We start from the raw sequence: 19,931 nt of genomic DNA, 5'->3' as shown, positions 1-19,931 counted from the left end.
TCGTATGGTTTTTACCGCTTCTGCTATTGCGCGCTTTTACTTCGGAACATGCGGCAAGCGAGCACTCGCCGGCAGTGCAATACCCGCGCTGCCGGGCACGACGTTGGGATCGTGTCCGGGTATGACGAAATCCGCGATCTGGCGAATCCGCGAAAGCGAGCTGAACTCCGCCAGCGTTTCATGCACGATGCCAACGGGCACCAGATCCACGATGTTCTCCATGCAGTTCGCACAGTCGCCCGCGATCAGCACGACGCCGTCTTCGGTGTCCACCGCGACGGACTGATGCCCCGGCGTATGTCCCGGCGTCGGCACCACGCGCACGCCCGGCACGATGTCGGCCACGCCATGCACGAACTGCCACCGAAAATACGCCAGCGGCTCGCGGCCGATCAGAAACTCCTGGTAATACGTGGCCTGCGTCGGCAATGGATGCCCCGCGTATTCCCATTCGCTTGCCTGCACGATGAAGCGTGCGTTGCGAAAGAGCGTGTTGCCGCCCGAGTGGTCGTAATGCAGATGCGTGTTGATGACGATATCGACGTCATCCGCGCTCCATCCCACGTACTCCTTGAGCGCGCGTTCGAGCTTCTCTTCGGGCGCCTGCTCGCACGGACACACGAAGTTCGAAACCCAGCCCGGATCATGAATGCCGGTATCGACGACGATCTTCTTGCCGGCCCCGACGATTGCCGTGGACCACACCGGCACCTTGATCTGCTGGCCGAAATAGCGGCCATACACTTGCGACGAGCGATCGACGGTCAGCCAGCCCGTCGGCATGGCGACTACTTTCAGCTTTGCCCTGTCGTTCACGATGTCCTCTGGCTCAGAAGTTGGTTTCGCTTGCGCCCTTCAGCTTCAGCATCTCACGCGCTTCGTCAGGCGTGGCGATGTCGAGCGACAGTCCTTCGATAACCTGGCGAATCTTGCGCACTTGCGCCGCGCTCGATTCGGCGAGCTTGCCCGGTTCTATCCACAGCGAGTCTTCCAGGCCCACGCGCACGTTCGAGCCTTGCGAGAGACCAATGGAGCCGAGTGTGATCTGGTTACGGCCCGCGCCGAGAATCGACCAGACATAGTCCTTGCCGAAGAGACGGTCGGCGGTACGGCGCATGTGCGCGAGGTCTTCCGGATGCGGCCCGATACCGCCGAGCAGACCGAACACGCTTTGCACGAAGAAAGGCGGCTTGGCGAGCCCGCGATCGACGAAATGCGCGAGGTTATAGAGATGCGAGATGTCGTAGCATTCGTATTCGAAGCGCGTGCCGTTCGCACCGCACGACGTGAGGATGTATTCGATATCCGCGAACGTGTTCTTGAACACGAGATCGCGGCTGTTCTCCAGATGCTTGCGCTCCCACTCGTGCTTCAGATCCTTGAAGCGGTCCAGCATCGGGTAGAGACCGAAGTTCATCGAACCCATGTTGAGCGACGCCACTTCGGGCTTGAAGTGATGCGCGGGCTTCAGACGCTCGGCCACCGTCATGTGCGGACTGCCGCCCGTCGTCAGATTGATGACGGCGTTCGTTTCGGCCTTGATGCGCGGCAGAAATTCCTGGAACACGGCGGGGTCTTGCGTGGGATGACCATCGTTCGGATCGCGTGCGTGCAGATGCAGAATCGCGGCGCCTTCCTTGGCGGCGGCGAGCGCCGCATCGCCGATCTCTTGCGGCGTGACCGGAAGATACGGCGACATCGACGGCGTATGAATTGCGCCCGTGGGCGCGCACGTGATGATGACCTTGCGTCTCGTTGCCATGTCGTCTCCTTGGTTTAGAGCACTTCGACGTTGCCGCACACCGAAATGGCCTGCCCCGAGATGCCGCTGCCGCCCGGCGAACACAGGAACAAGGCGGTGGCTGCGACTTCCTCGGGCGTCGTCATGCGGCGCAGCGAAATCTTCGCGAGATATTGCTTCTCCATCTCTTCGTAAGGCAGATTCAGTTGCTTCGCACGCGCCGCGATCACGCGCTCGATACGCGGCCCTTTCACGATGCCCGGCTGAATTGCATTGACGCGAATGTTCGACGGTCCGAGCTCGATGGCAAGACTCTTGGTCATGCCGACCACCGCCCACTTGGTTGCGGCATACGGCGTGCGAAAGGCGTAGCCGAGCCTGCCCGCAACCGACGACAGCGCGATGATCGCGCCGCCATCGCGCGCCTGCTTCAGAAGCGGCACCGCGCGACGCGCGAAATAGAACTGCGCGTTGAGGTTGACATCGACCGTGTCTTCCCAATCCTTCTCGTCGAGCTCGTCGATACCGCCTGTCGGTCCCGCGATTCCCGCGTTATTCAGAAGCACGTCGAGACCGCCGAGCTCGCGTTCGACATCGGCGAAGACGCGCTCCACGGCCGCTTTATCCGACACATCCGCGAGCGTCGAAGTGATCGCGTTGAGTTCCGTGCTGGCTTCGGCTTCGGCGAGTGCGTCGATGGCTTCCTGACTCGCATCGCACACGTGCACGCGCGCGCCGGCATCGACGAAGGCCCGCGCAATCACGAGCCCGATGCCCGATGCGCCGCCTGTCACGAGCACGCGCAAACCCGCGTGCGGTTTCAGCATCTGAAGAACCGTCATCATGTCTCCGTCATTGTTATCGTTCAATACAAACTCAGGCGCTTGCCTTTTGCTCGCCGTTGCCGCTTTCCGAATGAGCGGCCGGAAGCCGTTCCTGTAGATCGGCCGCCGCATCGCCGATATCTTCCTCGATGCCCGCGCGCGCGCCTTCGCCATCCCCGCGCCAAAGCGCATCGACGATATGCCGATGCGCGGCCATCGACTTGCGCATGTGCGGAATGTCCGGCGCGACGAGGTTCAGGAACGGGCCGATGCGCATCCACAAGTTTTGAATGGTCGCGAGCGTGAGATCGCTTGCGCCGTGCGTGTAGATCGCGATATGGAATTCGAAGTTGCTGCGCAGATAAGCGGATGCATCGCCGGCTTCGACGTAGGCATCCATCTCGTCGAACACTTCCTGCAATTGCGTGAGATGCGCGCGGCTCATGCGCGATGCCGCGCGTTTCGCGACCGCGCCTTCCAGCGCGATGCGCACGTCGCGCAATTCCTCGAGCAATTCGAGCGTCATGGGCGGGACCATCAGCGCGCGTCCGGCGCCGTCGATCAGCGCGCCTTCCGCTTGCAGGCGCGTGAGCGCGGCGCGTACCGGCATGGTGGATGACCCGACCGCTTCCGCGACGCTGCGCAGACTCAGCAACTGGCCAGGCGCGAAGCGGCCGGTCATGATTGCCTCGCGCAACTGCGCATAGACGCGCCCGGCCATGGTTTCGCGCGCCACGACTTCGAGCGCGGGAAGGTCTGTCGTCGTGCGAGTCGCCAACACAGCCTCCGGTTTGGTTTCGTATGGTTTGTGTGACCTGTGATCACACTTGCTTGGAGTGAAGTGTGGGACGTGATGGGCGTGGAGTCAACGAGGGATTGATAGGTGAAAACGCGCATCACACGTTAAAGCATCGTGCATATGTTGCTGGTAATCAGGCAATTCATGCGCGTCTAACTTCATGTATCTAAATCGTTTTTATCGTTTTATAATGACTACCTTGTCGACGAACCGAGGTGCTTCATGAACCTGGATAGCAAGCTGTCGATCTCATTGAAGAAACGCGCAGGCAATGTCGTGCTTCGCCGTGACTTGAGTGGTCTTGCGAGTGCCTCCCACCTCAGTACGGCAATACAGCATCAAATCGACGATGGCCGGCTGGTTAGACTAGGATCCGGAATTTTTGCAAAGGCGGTTCCAGATTCGGCGGGCAAAGCGCAACTCGCCGTGCGGCTGGAAATATTGCTTCTCGAAGTGTTCGACAAACTAGGCGTGCATGTCATCGGCTTGACCATTCGACGCGAACGCGATCGCGCTGTTTGCTTGGTCGATATTGGAACCAACCGGACTCAGCGCAAGCTCGGGTGGGACGGCATTCAGGTGCAATACGTGGTCCGTCCGCGCGCCGAGACAGACGTTACCAAAACGCCCGGGCTGCCCGCTAATATCGATGAGCTGCCCACTCAAGGCGTTGCGAGTTTCGTAGAGCGCCTTGCGAAGTCGCATGGCATCGAATACCGGCGCTCCGGGCTCGATGACTTCGCGGAAGCTGTGACACGCGCCGCTGGAGACGACGTCGACTTCGACTTGACAGGGAAGTTGCTCGTGTTGCTGAAGAAGAACGACATTGTCAACGCGCGTCAGTTCGCACGCTTGATGACCAATCATTTGAAAGAGGTGAGGCGTGTTCGACCCGTTCGGGGACTACGAGACGGCAGGCTATCTGCGTAACATTGAACGCATCAAGGATCTCGACGAGCTGAAGTATCAGGAGCACGGCTTCTTCGAAGCAAACCTCGAAAAGGCACTGACATTTTTGCGCTCGGTGCGAGGCGACATTGCTTATGAGCATTTCCTCGAGGTCCACGGAATTCTGTTCGACGAGTTCTATCCCTGGGCGGGAAAAGATCGTTACTCGCTAGGCGTGGCAAGACTCGTCGGCAAGGGGCAACGCATTCAGTTCGAAGCGTCGGAACAATGTCAACGCGCGGTTGAATGGGGTCTTGCCATCGGCAACCATCCGCTGAAGATGCGAGAAGCGCCTGGAACCGTGATGGGCGCATTCGCCTGGGCGCATCCGTTTCTCGACGGAAACGGCCGCACCATGCTGATCGTTCATGCCGAGCTTTGTTACCGGGCCAATTTCGCGATCAACTGGAGCGCATCGCGTAAAGAAGCCTATCTGGAAGCGCTCACAAAGGAAATCGAGAGCCCGGCGGACAAGCATCTCGATAGCTATTTCGCGCCGTTGATTGTCGATGCCGTCTCTCACACCGGTCTGCTTGCGCATCTCACCGCGTTACCCGGTCTCGATGGCCAAATGGAAAGCAGCGGCGAAGACGTTGCATACATGGCGAACGATCCAGTGGCGAATCGGTTATACCTCGAGATGAAACGCGCACGCCGCGAACGCTAGCCGGCAGGCGTTCAAGCCCCAAACCGCCCCGCCACCGCCTTCTGAATTTCCTCGAACGCCACCGGCTTCACGAGATGATGATCGAACCCGGCTTCCTTCGACCGTTGCCGGTCATGCGCCTGTCCATAACCCGTCACCGCGATCAAGAGCGCATCCGCGGTCGCCGGACGCTTGCGCATCTCGCAGGCGAGGCGGAATCCATCCATCCCCGGTAAGCCGATATCCAGCAGCACGATCTGCGGCGCGAATGTCTCGCTGATCTCGAGCGCAGCCGTCGCATCGTGGACGACGCGCACATCGTAGCCATCGGCTTCGAGCAGAAGACCCATGGCGGTTGCCGCGTCCACGCTGTCATCCACGAGCAGCACGCGTCTGCCGCCGCTCGATCCCGGCGCGATCTCGACACGCGGAACCGGCACCGCCTGCGGTCCACACGCAAGCGGCAACCACACGACGAACTCGCTGCCCTGTTGCAGTCCCGCCGAATACGCTTCGATACGTCCGCCCTGCAACTCGACGAGCGTCCTCGCAAGCGGCAAGCCGATGCCGAGCCCGCCTTCCGAACGCTCCAGCGATGTCTCCGACTGCACGAACAAATCGAAGATATGCGGCAGCACGTCGGCGGCAATTCCGATGCCCTTGTCGCGCACGCTGATGCGCGCCTGGTCGCCGACCCGCGCCGTCTCGATCTCGATCTCGCCTTCCTCGACGCTGTACTTCGATGCATTCGACAACAGGTTGCCGAACACCTGCGCAATCCGCACGCTATCGCCCACGATAAATAACGGCAAATCGCCGAGCTTGGTCGTGAGCGTATGGCGTTTTCTCTGCAGCGCGGGCTGCGCGGTTTCGATGGCCGCTTCGATTGCCATTGCCACATCCACCGCTTCCTGACGCAGCGTGATCTTGCCTTGCGTGATGCGCGCGACATCGAGCAGATCGTCGACAAGACGGCTCAAATGCCGCACCTGACGGTCGATGATCGTACGCACCGTTTCAAAGTGCTGCGGCGAAGGCTTGCGCTTCGGATCGAGCAAATCGACGGCGTTTTGTATTGGCGCGAGCGGATTGCGCAACTCGTGCGCGAGCATCGCAAGGAATTCGTCCTTACGGCGATCGGCGTCGCGCAGCAGCATTTCCGCGGCCTTGCGCTCGGAAATATCGTTGACGACGCCCGCAATGCGATCCGGCCGTCCGCCCACGCCGCGTATCGGGAACGCGCGCTCGGCCATCCAGCGCGGACCGCCCTCGGCACCCGTGACGCGAAACTCTTCCTGATAAGGCGTGCCGTGCGCCGCCAGTTCCCGGTACGCCGCGCCCACATGCTCGCGGTCGAGCGGATGCACTTCGTTGGACCAGTGATCCACGCCCGGCGTGGGCAGCGGCGCGCCCTGGCGCGTATCCCACAGGCGCGCGTAAGCGGGGCTCACGTAGAGCAACTGATTGGTCGCGGGATCGAGCATCCAGAAAATGTCGTCGATATTCTCGGCAAGCTGACGAAACCGCTCCTCGCTTTCCCGCAACGCGCTTTCCGCAAGCCGCACGCGCAACAACGCACGCACATGCGCGATCAATTCGGCGGGCTCGACGGGTTCGGTGAGGTAACTGTCCGCGCCGCCTTCCAGACCGCGAATGCGATCGAGGCTATGCACGGCCGCCGCCGATGTCTGCAGCACGAGCGTGCCCGCCGTCTCCGGCGAAGCCTTGATGAGCCTGCACACTTCGAGCCCGTTGATATCGGGCAGTTTCACGTCGAGCAAAACGAGGTCGGGCGATTCGGCGCGCACGCGTTCGAGCGCCGTCGTGCCGGTAGCGGCTTCGATGACATTGAACCCCGCGCGCGACAGAATGCGCGTTTTCGCATAGCGCGCGCCGTCGTTGTCGTCGACGTTGAGGATCAGCACCTCGCTCCAGTCGCTCGTCATGACTCTGTTCCGTAAGCGCGGTGGGCGTCCGTCACCGCCGCGAGCACACTCGCGAGTTCACTGCCCGCCACCGGTTTGCCGATGAACGCCGCCGCGCCCAACGCTTCCGCCTCGCCACGGTCCTCGGCCTCGCCGAGCACGACGATCGGCAGGTTGCGCATGGCCGCCTGCGCGCGCAACGCGGCGAGCCACGTCCACGCTTCGACCGGCGCGGGCCGCACGGTCAACAAAAGCGCGGCGGGCGGTGTGCGAGTAAGCGCGCGGGTCGCTTCGTCGAGCGTCGCGGCCGTCATCGCGCGATACGGCGACTGCCGCAAGGCCGCTTCGCAATCGAGTCGCTCGATCGGATTGCTCGCGACGACGAGCACCATCGGACGAGGGTCGTCGGCGGCGGAATGTTCGGTATGCGCGATGTCGTGTTCGTCGCCGTAATAAGCGGGCATGGTCGCGCTGAAGGTCGAGCCGCGCCCCGGTTCGCTCGTGAGCGACACATCGCCGCCAAGCAGCTTGCAGAGCTTGCGGCACAGCGGCAAACCGAGCCCCGTGCCTTTGACGTATTGCTGCAGCCGGTTCTCGACCTGGCCGAATTCCTCGAATACCACGTGCTGATGTTCGGCCGCGATGCCGATGCCCGTGTCCGCGACCGCGAACGTAATCAGCCGCCGCGCTTCGTCGTAACTCGCGCTTACGCGCACTTCGCCGCGCTCCGTGAACTTGAGCGCGTTCGACACGAAGTTTCGCAGCACTTGCGCGACCTTCGCTTCGTCGGTGCGAATGGGCGGCAGGCCCACGCACGAATCGAAAATCAAGTCGACCGCGCCGCCCGGTGAAAGCGGCCGCAGCATGCCGCGCAGCGCGGAAAAAAGCGTATCGACTTCGAATTCGACGGGACGCACGTCGATCTTGCCCGCTTCGATCTTGGCGAGGTCGAGCAGATCATCGACCGTTTCGGACAAGTCTTCCGCCGCCCGGCGAATGAAGCGCACCTGCTTTTCCTGCTCCTCGGTCAGCTCGCCGTCGATACGTTCGAGCAAGAGCTTGGACAACGCACGGATCGACGAAAGCGGCGTGCGGAACTCGTGACTCATGTTCGACAAAAAGCGCGATTTGGACTCGTCCGCGCGACGCAGATGATCGGCGCGTGCATCCAGTTCGGCATAAAGCGCCACCACGCCGCGATTCGTATCTTCGAGTTCGCGCGTGAGATGCGTGAGTTCTTCCTGACGCTCGCGCAAGTCGGCCAGCGCGCCGATCAATTCGCGGTTCTGACGCTGCAATTCAGCGGTGGAATCGACGTCCGTGGAAGCGGAGAGCGTGTCGGCGACCGAGCGGGCCGACGTTGCATCGAAGGGCGCGTTGTCCGGCAGCGCCTTCGCGAGCGAGATAGACGTGCCGCCGTCGGCTTCCTCGGCGATGGCGCATTCGTCCATCAATCGCTGTGCCGCGAGCAGGCCGAGCGCGGCTTGCGAATCGTCGGTTCTGACCGCGCGCAGACGCTCGCCCGCACCGGCGCTTGCAAAAAAGCGCACGACGAAGCGGGCCGGCCGCGCGTCCGTATCGACGAGAAAATCGGCGCGTGCGGACGTGCCCGCGAGCAGCACCGTGCGCGCCGCTTCCAGCACCGAAGTCGCGATGCGCGTCTGATCCTGCGACGAGAAACCGAGTCCCGCGCTCGCATCGCGCGACTTGCGCCGCGCCGCGACGATATCGTGCTCGCTTTCGAGCCGCATCGAATAGAAGCGCGTCGTCATGGCGCACGCACGCCCATGCGCGCGACAAAAACCGTGACGTCGTCGCGGCCGCGCGTGAAATCGCGATACAAAAGCGCCGCAACTAGCGAAGGATGGCGCAGATTCAAACCCGGATAACGCGCGAGATCCCAGCGCGACGTAAGCCCGTCCGAATGCAGCACGATGAGCGCGTGCGCGGGATAAGGCGTCGCGAATTGCTGCGCACGCCGGGCCGCGTGCCCGACAATGCCGCTGTGCGAGACCAGATGCTTGTGCGTGTCGAGCGACCACACACTCGCCGAAATATTGCCGATGCCCGCAAACGCGACCGCCGCCGAGTCACTGGCAAACGGCACGCGCGCGATGCCCACTGCCGCGCCGCGAGTGGTGCGCAGCGCGCCGTTTGCCAGTTCCATGATGCGTTCGAGCGATGCGTCGCCGTCCGTGCCCAGAATTTTCGCCGCTTCGATTGCCGCGAGATTGGCAAGCGGACCGTGCCCCAGGCCATCGGCGACGAGCACGGTGAAGTCGTTCTCGCCCATGTGGCAGGACCAGGCATCGCCGGAAACGGTTTCGGTTTCGAGCGGCAGATTGACCACGCCATACGTCACGCGCGCCGGTGCCGCATGGTTGGCTTCGCCGCTCCAGAACACCGTGCGCAGCACCGTGCCTTGTCCCGGCTGGCTCCAGATGTCGAGTTCGTCGGACAGACGTTTGATTGCGCCCATGCCGTTGCCCGGGCTGCCGGCGGTCGTGTAACCGTCCTCGAAGCACCGGTAAAGATCCGCGATTCCCGGTCCGCTGTCGATGCACAGTACTTCGATGCCGTAACGCCCGCTATCTTCGAGCGGCCGCACCAGCAACTCGCCGCGCTCGGCATGCTTCAGCAGATTGGTGCTGCATTCGGTCACGACGATCGCCAGTTTTCCCGCGACCGTCTCGTTGAAACCGAGGCCGCGCGCGAGTTCGCCGATAGCGCGCCGGGCAAAGGCGATCTGACTCGCCTCCGCGATTTCGAAGCGCTGCTGCGCGGCCATCGATTCCTTCAAAACGGTTTCCATTTGGTGATCGAAACGTAAGTGCCCTCGCCCGGCGCCGAGCGAATCTCGAACTCGTCGCACAGGCGCTTTGCGCCGCCCAGACCAAGCCCGAGACCATGACCCGAGCTGAAGCCGTCGGACAACGCGCGGGCAATATCCGGAATACCGGGCCCCTGATCGACGAATTCGAGTTTGAGGCCACGGCGCCCATTGCGCTCGACGAGTAAGCAATGCACGTCGCCGCCGCCACCGTAGATGAGCGTGTTGCGTGCCAGCTCGCTTGCGGCCGTCACGAACTTGGTCTGATCGATGAGCGACAAGCCCTGCGCGACGGCTTTTTCGCGCACGAGCTGACGCAAGCGCACGATCTGCTCGTCGGAGCGGATCGGCAGCGTGATGGGCGACGTCGAGGCGGCTTGCGCGGCTGATGAAGTGAAGGTCGTCATGGAAGGCGTCACATGCGGCCGTCAGTAGATGCTCTGATTGAGCAACGCCATGCCCTTCTCGACGTTCAGCGCGGTGCGCACGCCCGGCAGCGCGAGCCCGAGTTCCACGAGCGTGATCGCAACCGATGGCTGCATGCCGACGACCACCGTCTGCGCATCGAGCACGCGCGCCATGGCCGCCGTGTTGCCGATCATGCGGCCGATGAACGAATCGACCACGTCGAGTGAAGAAATGTCGATCAGCACGCCGCGCGCGCCATCTTTCACGATACGGCTCGTCAGATCGTCCTGCAGCGTGAGCGCAAGACGGTCGTGCATGTCCACTTGAATGGTGACGAGCAGCAGCTTGCCCATCGTGAGAATCGGAATGCGTTCCATCGCTGGCCCCGTTCGGTCTTTCTAATCGCGTTGTGCGTGGCGGTTGTCGACGCGCGCCGTCATTCGGCTTGCAGCGCGTCGTACGAACCCGCCGGGCCTGCTGTGCCGGATGCGCCGCTCTTGCCCCCGCGCTGCGTGTTTTCGACGGAGAGCGACTTGCCGGTGCGCTGCAGCGCGACGACGAACGCCGCCGCGAGCGTTGCCTTCGTCGTGACGTTGGATAGGTTTACGCCCAAATGCACGATGGTCTGCGCAATCTGCGGCCGAATCCCGCTGATGATGCAGTCCGCGCCCATCAAACGCGCCGCCGCCACGGTCTTCAGCAGATGCTGCGCGACGAGCGTATCGACGGTCGGCACGCCCGTGATGTCGATGATCGAGATGGCGGCGCCCGTCTCGACGATCTTCTGCAGCAGGTTTTCCATGACCACCTGCGTGCGCGCCGAATCCAGCGTGCCGATGAGCGGCAACGCGAGGATGCCGTCCCACAGTTGCACGACAGGCGTGGACAGTTCGAGCAACTCTTGTTGCTGACGTACGATCACTTGCTCACGGCTCGCCTGGAACACTTCGGTGGTGTAGAGGCCGAGCGCGTCGAAGAGTGTGCTGATGGTCCAGGTGAGATCGGCAAGCGTCGCGGGCTCGCCTTCGAGCGATGCGCGCAGGCGCGCGAACAGCGGCTGCTTCAGCGAGAACACGAACATCGCGGTCTCGACCGGCGAGAAACCCTGACGCGCGCGTTGGCCGGACATATCGGCGAGAAATGCGCGCACTTCCTGCCACGCGCTCGATTCGAAGTCGACCGTGTCGCTTGCGCCGAGCGCGGCCACCATGAGTTCGACGAACTGCCCGAACTGATTGCGCAACTCCGCTTCGCCGACCAGTCCGCGCCGCGATGCGATTGCATGCTGCTGCGTGATCCACTCGGCGAGCAGTCCCGCCTGGTTGCTGTTGAACAATTGGGCTAGCCGAGTTCCGCCGACCATATCCATGCCGAGATTCCTGTGCGAATGTTTTTATGCGCGCGTCCGTAGGATGACTGGCGAGCCGCGCCGGGCGAAAGCGCTTTTGCGCTGCAACGATCGGCCACGCAGAACTGCGAATGACCGAAAGCAACGCAAAGGCGCTCGGAATGTAGCACGTCGTCTCAAAAATCGACAGTCCGCGAAGCCTTTTGGCGCGTGCCTTCCGCGCATTTTCGATAGCTCGATAAAGCGATTCGCAAGCGATCGGCAATTGCTTCCGGTCGTTCGATCCGGGATGGACAGAAGCCGGTCAAAACTATCCCATGCAATCAGACCAAGTCAGCGTGTCAGCAGGAATAGTTCCAGCGCCTGGAGGCTGATGGGCTTGAGGAGATAACCGTCGAATTCCGTTTCGCCGCTTCCATCGACGAAATCGGAGTGACCCGTCATTGCGATGATGCGGGCGTCGCGCGAAAGACCGGCGGCGCGAATCCGGCTGCAGATGTCGCGGCCGTCGGCGTCGGGCAGGGAAATGTCGAGAAAGATGCGGTCGAAACGTGTGTGACTCGTGAGCGCCAGACAACCGGCGCCGTCGTACGCAATGGCAGCGGTGTGCCCGAGACTCGTCGCGATATCGGCGAGAGTCTCGATGCAGGCTTCATTATCGTCGACGAGCAACAGGTTCATCGTGACTGGCTCCGGTACGACCGAAACGATGCGCCAGCGGTACGCAAAAAAATCCAAGCAACCTATGACGCCGCGCGCGAGAAAGAGTGTAGTCCATCCACTCTGGCGCCAGCACATTCGTACCGAAAGCGGCGAAGGTTTGGCCGTTCGCCGCTTGAGTCGGCGCGTCGATGCGCCATTGCATGCCATCTATAGCGGCGCGAATATTTTTCCAGGAGCGTGCCGGTGCAATACTCGCCCGGAGCAGGACAACCATGAAACTTGCGGAGCACACATGGCCCACACGATCCATCCCGTCGATGAAGTGCTGCCCTTGCCCGCCATGCTTGCAGTGGGCATACAGCACGTGCTCGTGATGTATGCGGGCGCGATTGCGGTGCCGCTCATCATTGGCGCGGCGCTCAAGCTGCCGAAGGATCAGGTCGCGTTTCTCATCAGCTCGGACCTCTTCGCGTGCGGGATCGTGACGTTGGTGCAGTGCATCGGCGTATGGAAATTCGGCATTCGCTTGCCGGTCATCATGGGCGTGAGTTTCGCGCCGGTCGGGCCGATGGTCGCCATGGCTTCGTCGGGCGCGGGGCTCACCGCCATCTTCGGCGCGACCATCGCGGCGGGCGTGTTCGCCATACTCATCGCGCCATTTTTCGGGCGGCTGATGCGCTTCTTTCCGCCTATCGTCACGGGCACGATCATCCTGACCATAGGCATGACGCTCTTTCCGGTGGCGATCAACTGGGCGGGCGGCGGGCGCGGCGCGCCTAATTTCGGCGATCCGAAGAACTTGATGATCGCGGGCATCGTGCTGCTGGCGATTCTCGTCATCAACAAGTATCTGCGCGGCTTTCTCGCGAATATCTCCGTGCTGCTCGGCATGGCGATTGGCTTCGCGGTCGCGTTGGCGCTCGGACTCGTCGATGTCTCGGGCACCGCTCAAGCGGCATGGTTTTCTCCGGTGCGGCCGTTCGCTTTCGGCTGGCCGACTTTCGATATCGCGGCGATTGCGTCGCTGTGTCTCGTGATGGTCGTCATCATGGTGGAATCGCTCGGCATGTTTCTCGCGCTGGGCGATCTCGCGGGGCGGCCGGTATCGCGCGGCGACGCAACGCGTGGCTTACGCACCGATGGCCTTGGCACGGTGATCGGCGGCATCTTCAATACGTTTCCGCATAGCTCGTTTTCGCAAAACATCGGACTCGTCGGGATTACGGGCGTGAAGAGCCGCTGGGTAGTCGCGGTATCGGGCGTGATCCTGATATTGCTCGGGCTCTTGCCGAAGCTGTCGAATTTGATCGCATCGATTCCCGTGGTCGTGTTGGGCGGCGCGGGAATCGCGATGTTCGGCATGGTCGCGGCCACGGGCGTGAAGATACTCGGCAAGGTCGATTACGAGAGCAAGAACAACTTGCTGATCATCGCGATCAGTCTGGGCGTGGGCGTGATTCCGCTCGTCGCGCCGACGTTCTTTGCGCACATGCCGGCGTGGGCCGGGCCGTTGACGCACAGCGGCATCACGCTTGCTGCCGTGTTTGCGATCCTGCTCAATGCGTTCTTCAATCGCGGCAGAGCGGCGGCGGATGTCGAGCGCGAGATTGCGGGGGAAATGCCGTTGAGTTTGAGGCAGGGGGAGGAGTGAGCTCCAACTGGCCCCGCGTGGTTAGCGAAACAGGTGGCTAGACAGCACCACGGCGAAGAGACCGAGCATGACCGCGGCGCCACGCTGCACGCGCCTAGCATTGAGCCATGTTGGGCCGCCCGCCCCGAGCGCCGCGCCGAAAGCTATCCATAATAGGCCAATGGGAACGAGCACGACCGTGAAGAGCGACATAGCCTTGGCGTACGAGGCGAGCCCCTCGAACGCCCCGGCGGGAAAGAGTGTAGTCGCGAACAGCATGGCTTTGGGGTTGAGCACGGTTGCGGCGAAGAGCGGCTTCATCGCCACGCGCGCTTGCGGCGAATCAGGCGATGCGCCGGCCGTCCGCCACATCTGTATCGCCAGCACCGCCACATAGACGATGCTCGCGGCGCGCAAGACGAAGGGCAATCCGTTGAGCCAGCCGGCGGCGTGGGCGAAGATACAACCCCACGCCGTGATCGATACTCCATAGCCCGCCGCTTCCGCCAGCACAAGCGGCGCTGCGCGCCGCAAGCCTGAGCACAGCCCCGCAGCGGCGAGCAACGTATTGGTCGGCCCCGGCGTGATCAGAACCAGAATCACGCCCACGAGAAACAGCAGGGAAGATAAATGCGGCATCGGAATAGTACGGCTGCGGTGCCTTTGATCTTAAGAAAGAGATGGATACGAGGCATCCACCGAAGAGGCGCCCGCGCATAGCTCCCACAGCGTGTCGAGACGGCGCGCCGGATTGGCGACGAACGGATTGGTTTCATCCCAAGCGTAGCCGGCCAGGACGGCCGCGATCATGCGACGGATCGAGTCGCTCTGATGCGGATGGAAAATGATGTCCTGCAGGCGCCCCGAGTACCAGCGCTCGACGAACGCGCGAAAGGTATCGATGCCACGGCGCAACGGCTCGTCGAACTCGCTCGCCCAGTCGACCGACGCACCGCCCAGTTGCCGATGCAACGTATGCGCTGCGAGATGCGCCGAGCGTAGTGCAATCGTGACACCCGACGAGAACACGGGATCGAGAAACTCGCCCGCGTTGCCGAGCAGCGCATAGCCCGAGCCGTGCAGACGCTCGACGTTCGCGGAATATCCGCCGATATGACGCGGCGGCATGCAAAACTGCGCATCGCCGATCAGGGCGCCGATGGTCGGCTCGCTCTTCATCATTTTGCGCAGCACGTCAGCGCGCCGCGCTTCGGGCACGTCGAGGAACGCGCTCTCAGCCACGCAGCCCACCGAGGTCCGACCCTTCGCAAGCGGAATCATCCAGAACCACACGTCGCGATGTTCGGGATGCACGGCCACCACGATCTTGTCGCGATCCGTGCTGCCCGCCGGAATGCAGTCGAAAACATGCGTGAAAAGCGCGCTGCGCACCGGAAAACGCGTTGGCGCTTCGAGGCCGAGAAGTCGCGGCAGCACGCGGCCAAAGCCGCTGGCATCGAGCACGAATCGCGCTTCTACGCGATATGGCCGACCTTCGGCGTCCGCTACGTCGAGCATCGGCGCGTCGCCGGTAGTCATCGCACGGACTTCGTGGCCGAAGCGCACGTCGGCGCCCGCGCGCGCGGCGCAATCAATCAGGATCTGGTCGAAGGCCGCGCGTTCCACCTGATACGTCGTTCCCCATCCTGACGAGAATTTATCGCGGAAATCGTATTCCGACGAACGGTCGCCATGCACGAAACGCGCACCGTTCTTGTGCTGGAATCCCGCCTCCACAACCGCCTGAAGCATGCCCGCCTCTTCCAGATAAGCCATGCTTTGCGGCAACAGACTCTCGCCTATCGAAAAACGCGGGAAGGTCTGACGTTCCAGCACCAGCACCGTATGGCCTTGCTGCCGCAGAAGCGCCGCCGCGACCGCGCCCGAAGGCCCCGCGCCAATGATTGCGACGTCGACCGTCGCTTCGTTCAGTACTTTGTTCAACACAGTCATCCTTGGATTCGGCCCGCAGTGCGCTCGACGTCACTGCAGGCACAGCGCCGCAGTTACTTCTTCAGCTTGACGAGTTCGCCCTTCAGCGCGACGCCAGCCAACGCCAGCCCCGCGCCACAGGTGTATTCGGTCGCGCTCGAGCGCACCTCATTCTTGTAGTTGCTGCGAATGTTGACGACAGCGTCTGCGCCGTGTTGCTTTGCCGCTTGCTGCAACTGGATGATTGCGGACAGAAACACATGCTTGCAGTTAGGCTCATCACCGGCCTCCTTAGCCAAGGTCTTCTTATTCGTCGAGACCTCGCCTGACGATGTCGCGACTTCCGGATGCGCCTGATTTCCGAAGTAAAGCGCGATTTCCGGATTGAGCGCCACGGGGTTTTCCGCGTTATCTGCGCTCTTCAGCGCTTCTTCGATCGAATAGAAGTGAACGGTATTGCGCGCCAATGCCTGCGCGCTCACCGCCGCAAGAATCACTGCAAGCAGAGCGGACATCAAAGAATGCTTCTTCATCATTTGCTTCTTTAAGTGGTTGAAAGACTGATTCGATTCGTTCGCCAGACGAGCGCTTCAAACGCTATCCGCCGCCCGAAAGGCAATACATGCCGCCACGCCGCCGAAGCCGAAAGAAACCGACAGCGCCTCGCGAATACGCGCATCGCGCACTTGCTCGACGAGCGGCAGGTTGTGAGCTAACGGAACGCGCGTGGCGAGATTTGGCGTGCCGGCCATGAAGCCACCGCGCATCATCGACAGTGTGGCGATCGCGTCGAGCGCGCCGCTTGCGCCAAGCGCATGGCCGCACAGTCCCTTGATCGACGAAAACGGCGGTGGCGCTCCACCGAATACATCGACGAGTGCGTGCAATTCCTCGATATCGCCAAGTGGTGTCGAAGGCGCGTGCGTATTGACGTAGTCGGGTGCGCCCCCGTTGCCCAGCGCATCGCGAATCGCGGCCGCGATGCTGCCGCGCCCCGGCCCGATCATCTCGCCTCCCTCCGTCACGTGTCCGAAGCCAGTGACTTCCGCATGGATGCGTGCGCCGCGCGCAAGCGCATGGCTTCGCTCCTCCAGGACCAGCACGCCCGCACCCGACGCCATCACGAAGCCATCGCGAGCTTCGTCATAAGGCCTCGATGCGGCGAGCGAGTTTTCGTTCGATGCCGTGGCAAGCACGCCCATCGCGCCGAACATCAGCGCCGTGCCGGTGTGCAATTCCTCGCTGCCGCCCGCGAGCACGATGGTCTGCGCGCCGCTCTGGATTAATTGCATGGCCTGGCCGATTGCAATCGCCGAAGTACAGCACGCGGCCGACGGCGAATAAACGATTCCCTGCATGCCGTGCGCATAAGCGAGCGCCGCCGAACAGGTACTGCTCATCACGCGCGGCACGACATAAGGCCCGACCTTCTCGATACCGCGCGCCGCGACGAGCGCCATGGCTTCGTCATAAGCGCTTACCGCGCCGACGCCCGATCCGACCACGGCGCCGACATCGCGCGCGCGAAGACGAGCGGCGTCGAGACCCGCATCGTCGATCGCTGCTCGCGCCGCATGACAAGCGAAGCGGCCCGTATCGCCGACGAAGCGCAGTAGCTTGCGATCGAGCGAAGGGCTCAGTGCAACACTCGCACGGCCGGCCACCTGGCTCGGCAGCCCGAGCGAGCGCCACGCCTCGATGCGCGAAAGCCCGCTTCGCGACTCGCGCAACGCGGTGGCGAAGCTGACGAGCGTATTGCCCAGGCACGACACCACGCCCATGCCCGTCACGACGACGCGCCTTGCCTCCCTCATGCAGCACGCCTCAAGATCAGCGACGTATTGATACCGCCAAACGCAAAGTTGTTGCTCATCACGTACTCGGTGTCGATGCGCCGCGCGTCGCCAACGATGTAATCGAGCGTCGCGCAAGCCGGATCGACCGTCTCGAGATTGAGCGTGGGCGCGAAGCTCTGGCGCTTCATCATCTCGATCGTCCACCACGCTTCGATCGCCCCACACGCGCCAAGCGTGTGCCCGATGTAGCTTTTCAGCGAACTGATCGGCATGCGCGCGCCAAACACACTCGCCGTCGCATGGCTTTCGGCAATATCGCCGCGCTCTGTCGCCGTGCCGTGCGCGTTGACGTAACCGATTGCACTGGCGGAGAGCCGCGCGTTGTCGAGCGCGGTGCTCATGGCACGGGCCATTGTCACGGCATTGGGCTGCGTCATATGTGCGCCGTCGGCATTGGTCGCGAAGCCGGAAATCTCCGCGTGAATGTTCGCGCCTCGCGCCTTTGCGTGCTCATACTCTTCGAGCACGAAAGTGGCCGCACCCTCGCCCACGACAAGCCCGTCGCGTGCCGCATCGAAGGGGCGTGGTGTGGCGTGCGGCACGTCGTTGCGAGTACTCGTGGCGTAAAGCGTGTCGAACACCGCGACCGCCGGTCCCGACAGTTCCTCCGCGCCGCCTGCGAGCATCATCGTCTGATAGCCGTGGGGGATCGCCTCGAACGCATAGCCGATCGCCTGACTGCCGGAGGTGCAGGCGCTCGACGTCGGAATCACTCGGCCCTTTAGATCCCAGAACAAGCCGACATTGACGGCGGTCGTGTGCGGCATCATCTGCACGTAGGAGTTGGACGTCACGGCGCTCATCGAGCCGCTGCCGAGCATCGAACCGAACGCACGAATCGGCTCGACCGATCCCGACGACGAACCGTATGCCACGCCCATGCGGCCATCGGCAATGGAGGTATCGGCGGCGAGGCCCGCATCCGCGAGCGCCAACTCGCTTGCGCGCACGGCGTAAAGCGAGACCGTGCCCATGGAGCGCGTCTTCTTGCGCGGATAATGCGTGGGCATGTCGAACGCGGGCAACGGGCACGCGAGCCGCGTATGCAGCGCTTCGAAAAAGTCCCATTGCGGCATGCGCCGCACCGCGTTTCGTCCGACGGCAAGATTGCCTGCGATCGTCGCCCAGTCATCTCCGAGCGAGGTCACGCCACCCATTCCGGTCACGACCACTCGTTTCATCACACCATCCCTCCATTGACGCCGATCACTTGTCGCGTGACGTACGACGCGCCATCCGACATGAGGAACGACACCACGGCGGCCACTTCGTCGGGCAGGCCGACGCGATTCATCGGCACGGATTTGAGGATGTGCTCGACAGGCAGGCCGTCCAGCATGTCCGTATCGATGAGCCCCGGCGCGACGCAGTTCACGGTGATGTAGCGGCTCGCGAACTCCACCGCGAGCGCCTTGCTCGCGCCGATCACGCCGGCCTTCGCCGCGCTGTAGTTCACCTGCCCACGATTGCCGGTCACGCCCGACACCGAAGCGATCGTGACGATGCGGCCGCCTGCTTTCGCGCGCACCATCGGCATGGAAAGCGGCTGGACCACATTGAAGAATCCGTCGAGGGCCGTGTCGATCACGGTGTTCCAGTCGTCGTCGGTCAATGCCGGAAACGCGGCGTCGCGCGTGATGCCGGCGCAACATACGGCGCCGTAATAAGGACCGTGCGCCGCGAGGTCCGCATCGAGCGCCGCGCGTGCGGCCGCGCGATCGCATACGTCGAATTGCAGCAGATGCGCAGCGCCGCCCGACGCGATGATCGAATCGACGACCGCTTCCCCTTCCGTGCGGCCCGAACGGCAATGCACGCCAATGGCGAAGCCGTCGCGAGCGAGCCGAGTTGCAATGGCGCGGCCGATGCCGCGGCTTGCGCCGGTGACGAGAACACGCCGTGTCATGACTTCAAACTCCCTTCCATGAATGTCTGGAAATCGCCTGGCTGATAAACCTTGATGACGGCGTGAGCCAGGCGGAGCCCGTCGTCATTTGAAATCGCGCATTCGTATGCGCCCTGACCATCGTCGCTTTGCAGGACGAGTTGCGCGTCGATGAGAAGACACGCATCCACGTCGAACGAGCTCACGTTCGCGTGGTAACGCTGCGTGCCGAGCAGCACGCCCGGGCGGGCAGCGCCGCCTTTCCGCCGGGCGTGCAGACCCACGTGCGCGCCGATCGCCTGTGCCATCAGCTCGATACCGATCCACGCGGGCATCGCGCCATGCGCGTCGGCATACCAGGCGTCGCGGTCCACGCGGGCCAGCACTCGGATGGTCTCTGGTCCGCAATCGAGCACGGAATCGAGCAGCCTCATGGTGCCGCGATGCGGCAGCAGCTCACCAATGGACAGGAATTGTTGTCTTCGATTCATGGTCG

General features: G+C 62.7%; 21 protein-coding genes. 3 read left to right on the top strand and 18 right to left on the bottom strand.

Annotated features, from left to right (window positions below; all coding sequences use genetic code 11):
• Positions 1-36: 36 nt before the first annotated feature.
• Genes P9292_RS15230 through P9292_RS15215 form a run of 4 tightly spaced genes read right to left on the bottom strand, consistent with a single transcriptional unit; the run spans position 37 to position 3,286 of the window.
• Positions 37-783 carry an N-acyl homoserine lactonase family protein gene (locus P9292_RS15230; RefSeq protein ID WP_284503887.1) on the bottom strand — a complete coding sequence of 249 codons (747 nt, stop codon included), beginning with the start codon at positions 781-783 and terminating at the stop codon, positions 37-39.
• Positions 784-829: 46 nt separating this feature from the next.
• Positions 830-1,762: a 3-keto-5-aminohexanoate cleavage protein gene (locus P9292_RS15225; RefSeq protein ID WP_250467488.1), complete on the bottom strand. Its 933-nt coding sequence runs from the start codon at positions 1,760-1,762 to the stop codon at positions 830-832.
• 14 nt (positions 1,763-1,776) lie between these two features.
• Complete coding sequence (locus P9292_RS15220) at positions 1,777-2,583, bottom strand: SDR family oxidoreductase (protein ID WP_309964042.1); 807 nt, start codon at positions 2,581-2,583, stop codon at positions 1,777-1,779.
• Positions 2,584-2,617: 34 nt separating this feature from the next.
• The gene (locus tag P9292_RS15215) at positions 2,618-3,286 is read right to left on the bottom strand and encodes a GntR family transcriptional regulator (RefSeq protein ID WP_284503398.1); all 669 of its coding nucleotides are present in this window, start codon (positions 3,284-3,286) and stop codon (positions 2,618-2,620) included.
• A 300-nt stretch (positions 3,287-3,586) separates the two neighbouring features.
• Between P9292_RS15215 and P9292_RS15210 the strand changes: the two genes are divergently transcribed.
• Together P9292_RS15210 and P9292_RS15205 are read left to right on the top strand one after the other, a co-directional pair.
• Positions 3,587-4,294: a hypothetical protein gene (locus tag P9292_RS15210; protein WP_309959841.1), complete on the top strand. Its 708-nt coding sequence runs from the start codon at positions 3,587-3,589 to the stop codon at positions 4,292-4,294.
• Positions 4,248-4,979 (top strand): Fic family protein, encoded by a 732-nt coding sequence (locus tag P9292_RS15205; protein ID WP_309959838.1) that lies wholly within the window; start codon positions 4,248-4,250, stop codon positions 4,977-4,979. Before P9292_RS15210 ends, P9292_RS15205 begins: the two co-directional genes overlap by 47 nt.
• Before the next feature lie 11 nt (positions 4,980-4,990).
• On the opposite strand, the gene P9292_RS15200 is transcribed toward P9292_RS15205, so the two are convergent.
• The 7 genes from P9292_RS15200 to P9292_RS15170 form a co-directional block, all read right to left on the bottom strand.
• The gene (locus P9292_RS15200) at positions 4,991-6,904 is read right to left on the bottom strand and encodes a response regulator (RefSeq protein WP_309959836.1); all 1,914 of its coding nucleotides are present in this window, start codon (positions 6,902-6,904) and stop codon (positions 4,991-4,993) included.
• Complete coding sequence (locus tag P9292_RS15195; protein ID WP_309959834.1) at positions 6,901-8,655, bottom strand: ATP-binding protein; 1,755 nt, start codon at positions 8,653-8,655, stop codon at positions 6,901-6,903. The genes P9292_RS15200 and P9292_RS15195 overlap by 4 nt, the downstream gene beginning before the upstream one ends.
• Positions 8,652-9,695 carry an ATP-binding SpoIIE family protein phosphatase gene (locus P9292_RS15190; protein WP_250467494.1) on the bottom strand — a complete coding sequence of 348 codons (1,044 nt, stop codon included), beginning with the start codon at positions 9,693-9,695 and terminating at the stop codon, positions 8,652-8,654. The genes P9292_RS15195 and P9292_RS15190 overlap by 4 nt, the downstream gene beginning before the upstream one ends.
• Positions 9,680-10,120 (bottom strand): anti-sigma regulatory factor, encoded by a 441-nt coding sequence (locus tag P9292_RS15185; RefSeq protein WP_309959832.1) that lies wholly within the window; start codon positions 10,118-10,120, stop codon positions 9,680-9,682. The genes P9292_RS15190 and P9292_RS15185 overlap by 16 nt, the downstream gene beginning before the upstream one ends.
• A gap of 21 nt (positions 10,121-10,141) precedes the next feature.
• The gene (locus P9292_RS15180) at positions 10,142-10,498 is read right to left on the bottom strand and encodes an STAS domain-containing protein (RefSeq protein ID WP_244828743.1); all 357 of its coding nucleotides are present in this window, start codon (positions 10,496-10,498) and stop codon (positions 10,142-10,144) included.
• 59 nt (positions 10,499-10,557) lie between these two features.
• Positions 10,558-11,490 carry an STAS domain-containing protein gene (locus P9292_RS15175; RefSeq protein ID WP_244828744.1) on the bottom strand — a complete coding sequence of 311 codons (933 nt, stop codon included), beginning with the start codon at positions 11,488-11,490 and terminating at the stop codon, positions 10,558-10,560.
• 312 nt (positions 11,491-11,802) lie between these two features.
• On the bottom strand, positions 11,803-12,150 hold the full coding sequence (locus tag P9292_RS15170; RefSeq protein ID WP_244828745.1) for a response regulator: 348 nt from the start codon (positions 12,148-12,150) through the stop codon (positions 11,803-11,805).
• Between the two features lie 274 nt (positions 12,151-12,424).
• Here P9292_RS15170 and P9292_RS15165 point away from each other — a divergent pair, with 274 nt between their 5' ends.
• Positions 12,425-13,783 carry a nucleobase:cation symporter-2 family protein gene (locus P9292_RS15165; RefSeq protein WP_244828746.1) on the top strand — a complete coding sequence of 453 codons (1,359 nt, stop codon included), beginning with the start codon at positions 12,425-12,427 and terminating at the stop codon, positions 13,781-13,783.
• 21 nt (positions 13,784-13,804) lie between these two features.
• Here the strand turns inward: P9292_RS15165 and P9292_RS15160 are convergent, their stop codons facing one another.
• From P9292_RS15160 to P9292_RS15130, 7 genes are all read right to left on the bottom strand, one after another.
• Complete coding sequence (locus P9292_RS15160) at positions 13,805-14,401, bottom strand: LysE family transporter (RefSeq protein ID WP_309959827.1); 597 nt, start codon at positions 14,399-14,401, stop codon at positions 13,805-13,807.
• A 30-nt stretch (positions 14,402-14,431) separates the two neighbouring features.
• Positions 14,432-15,706, bottom strand: coding sequence for an NAD(P)/FAD-dependent oxidoreductase (locus P9292_RS15155; RefSeq protein ID WP_309959825.1), 1,275 nt, complete (start codon positions 15,704-15,706; stop codon positions 14,432-14,434).
• 62 nt (positions 15,707-15,768) lie between these two features.
• Positions 15,769-16,227, bottom strand: a complete 459-nt coding sequence (locus tag P9292_RS15150) for an excinuclease ABC subunit A (protein WP_309964040.1) — start codon at positions 16,225-16,227, stop codon at positions 15,769-15,771.
• A 57-nt stretch (positions 16,228-16,284) separates the two neighbouring features.
• Entirely contained in the window at positions 16,285-17,508 is a 1,224-nt protein-coding gene (locus P9292_RS15145) for a beta-ketoacyl synthase N-terminal-like domain-containing protein (protein ID WP_309959823.1), read from the bottom strand.
• A complete protein-coding gene (locus P9292_RS15140; protein WP_309959820.1) occupies positions 17,505-18,731 on the bottom strand; it encodes a beta-ketoacyl-ACP synthase in 1,227 nt (408 codons plus the stop codon). Before P9292_RS15140 ends, P9292_RS15145 begins: the two co-directional genes overlap by 4 nt.
• A complete protein-coding gene (locus P9292_RS15135; RefSeq protein WP_309959818.1) occupies positions 18,731-19,456 on the bottom strand; it encodes a 3-ketoacyl-ACP reductase FabG2 in 726 nt (241 codons plus the stop codon). The genes P9292_RS15140 and P9292_RS15135 overlap by 1 nt, the downstream gene beginning before the upstream one ends.
• Positions 19,453-19,926: a hotdog family protein gene (locus P9292_RS15130; RefSeq protein WP_309959815.1), complete on the bottom strand. Its 474-nt coding sequence runs from the start codon at positions 19,924-19,926 to the stop codon at positions 19,453-19,455. Before P9292_RS15130 ends, P9292_RS15135 begins: the two co-directional genes overlap by 4 nt.
• Positions 19,927-19,931 lie beyond the last annotated feature (5 nt).

The organism is Caballeronia sp. LZ001, from assembly GCF_031450875.1.
In the GTDB taxonomy this organism is placed as follows: Bacteria; Pseudomonadota; Gammaproteobacteria; order Burkholderiales; family Burkholderiaceae; genus Caballeronia.
The sequence above is the reverse complement of the archived record's forward strand: the minus strand, read 5'-3'. Positions and strand labels throughout refer to the sequence as shown.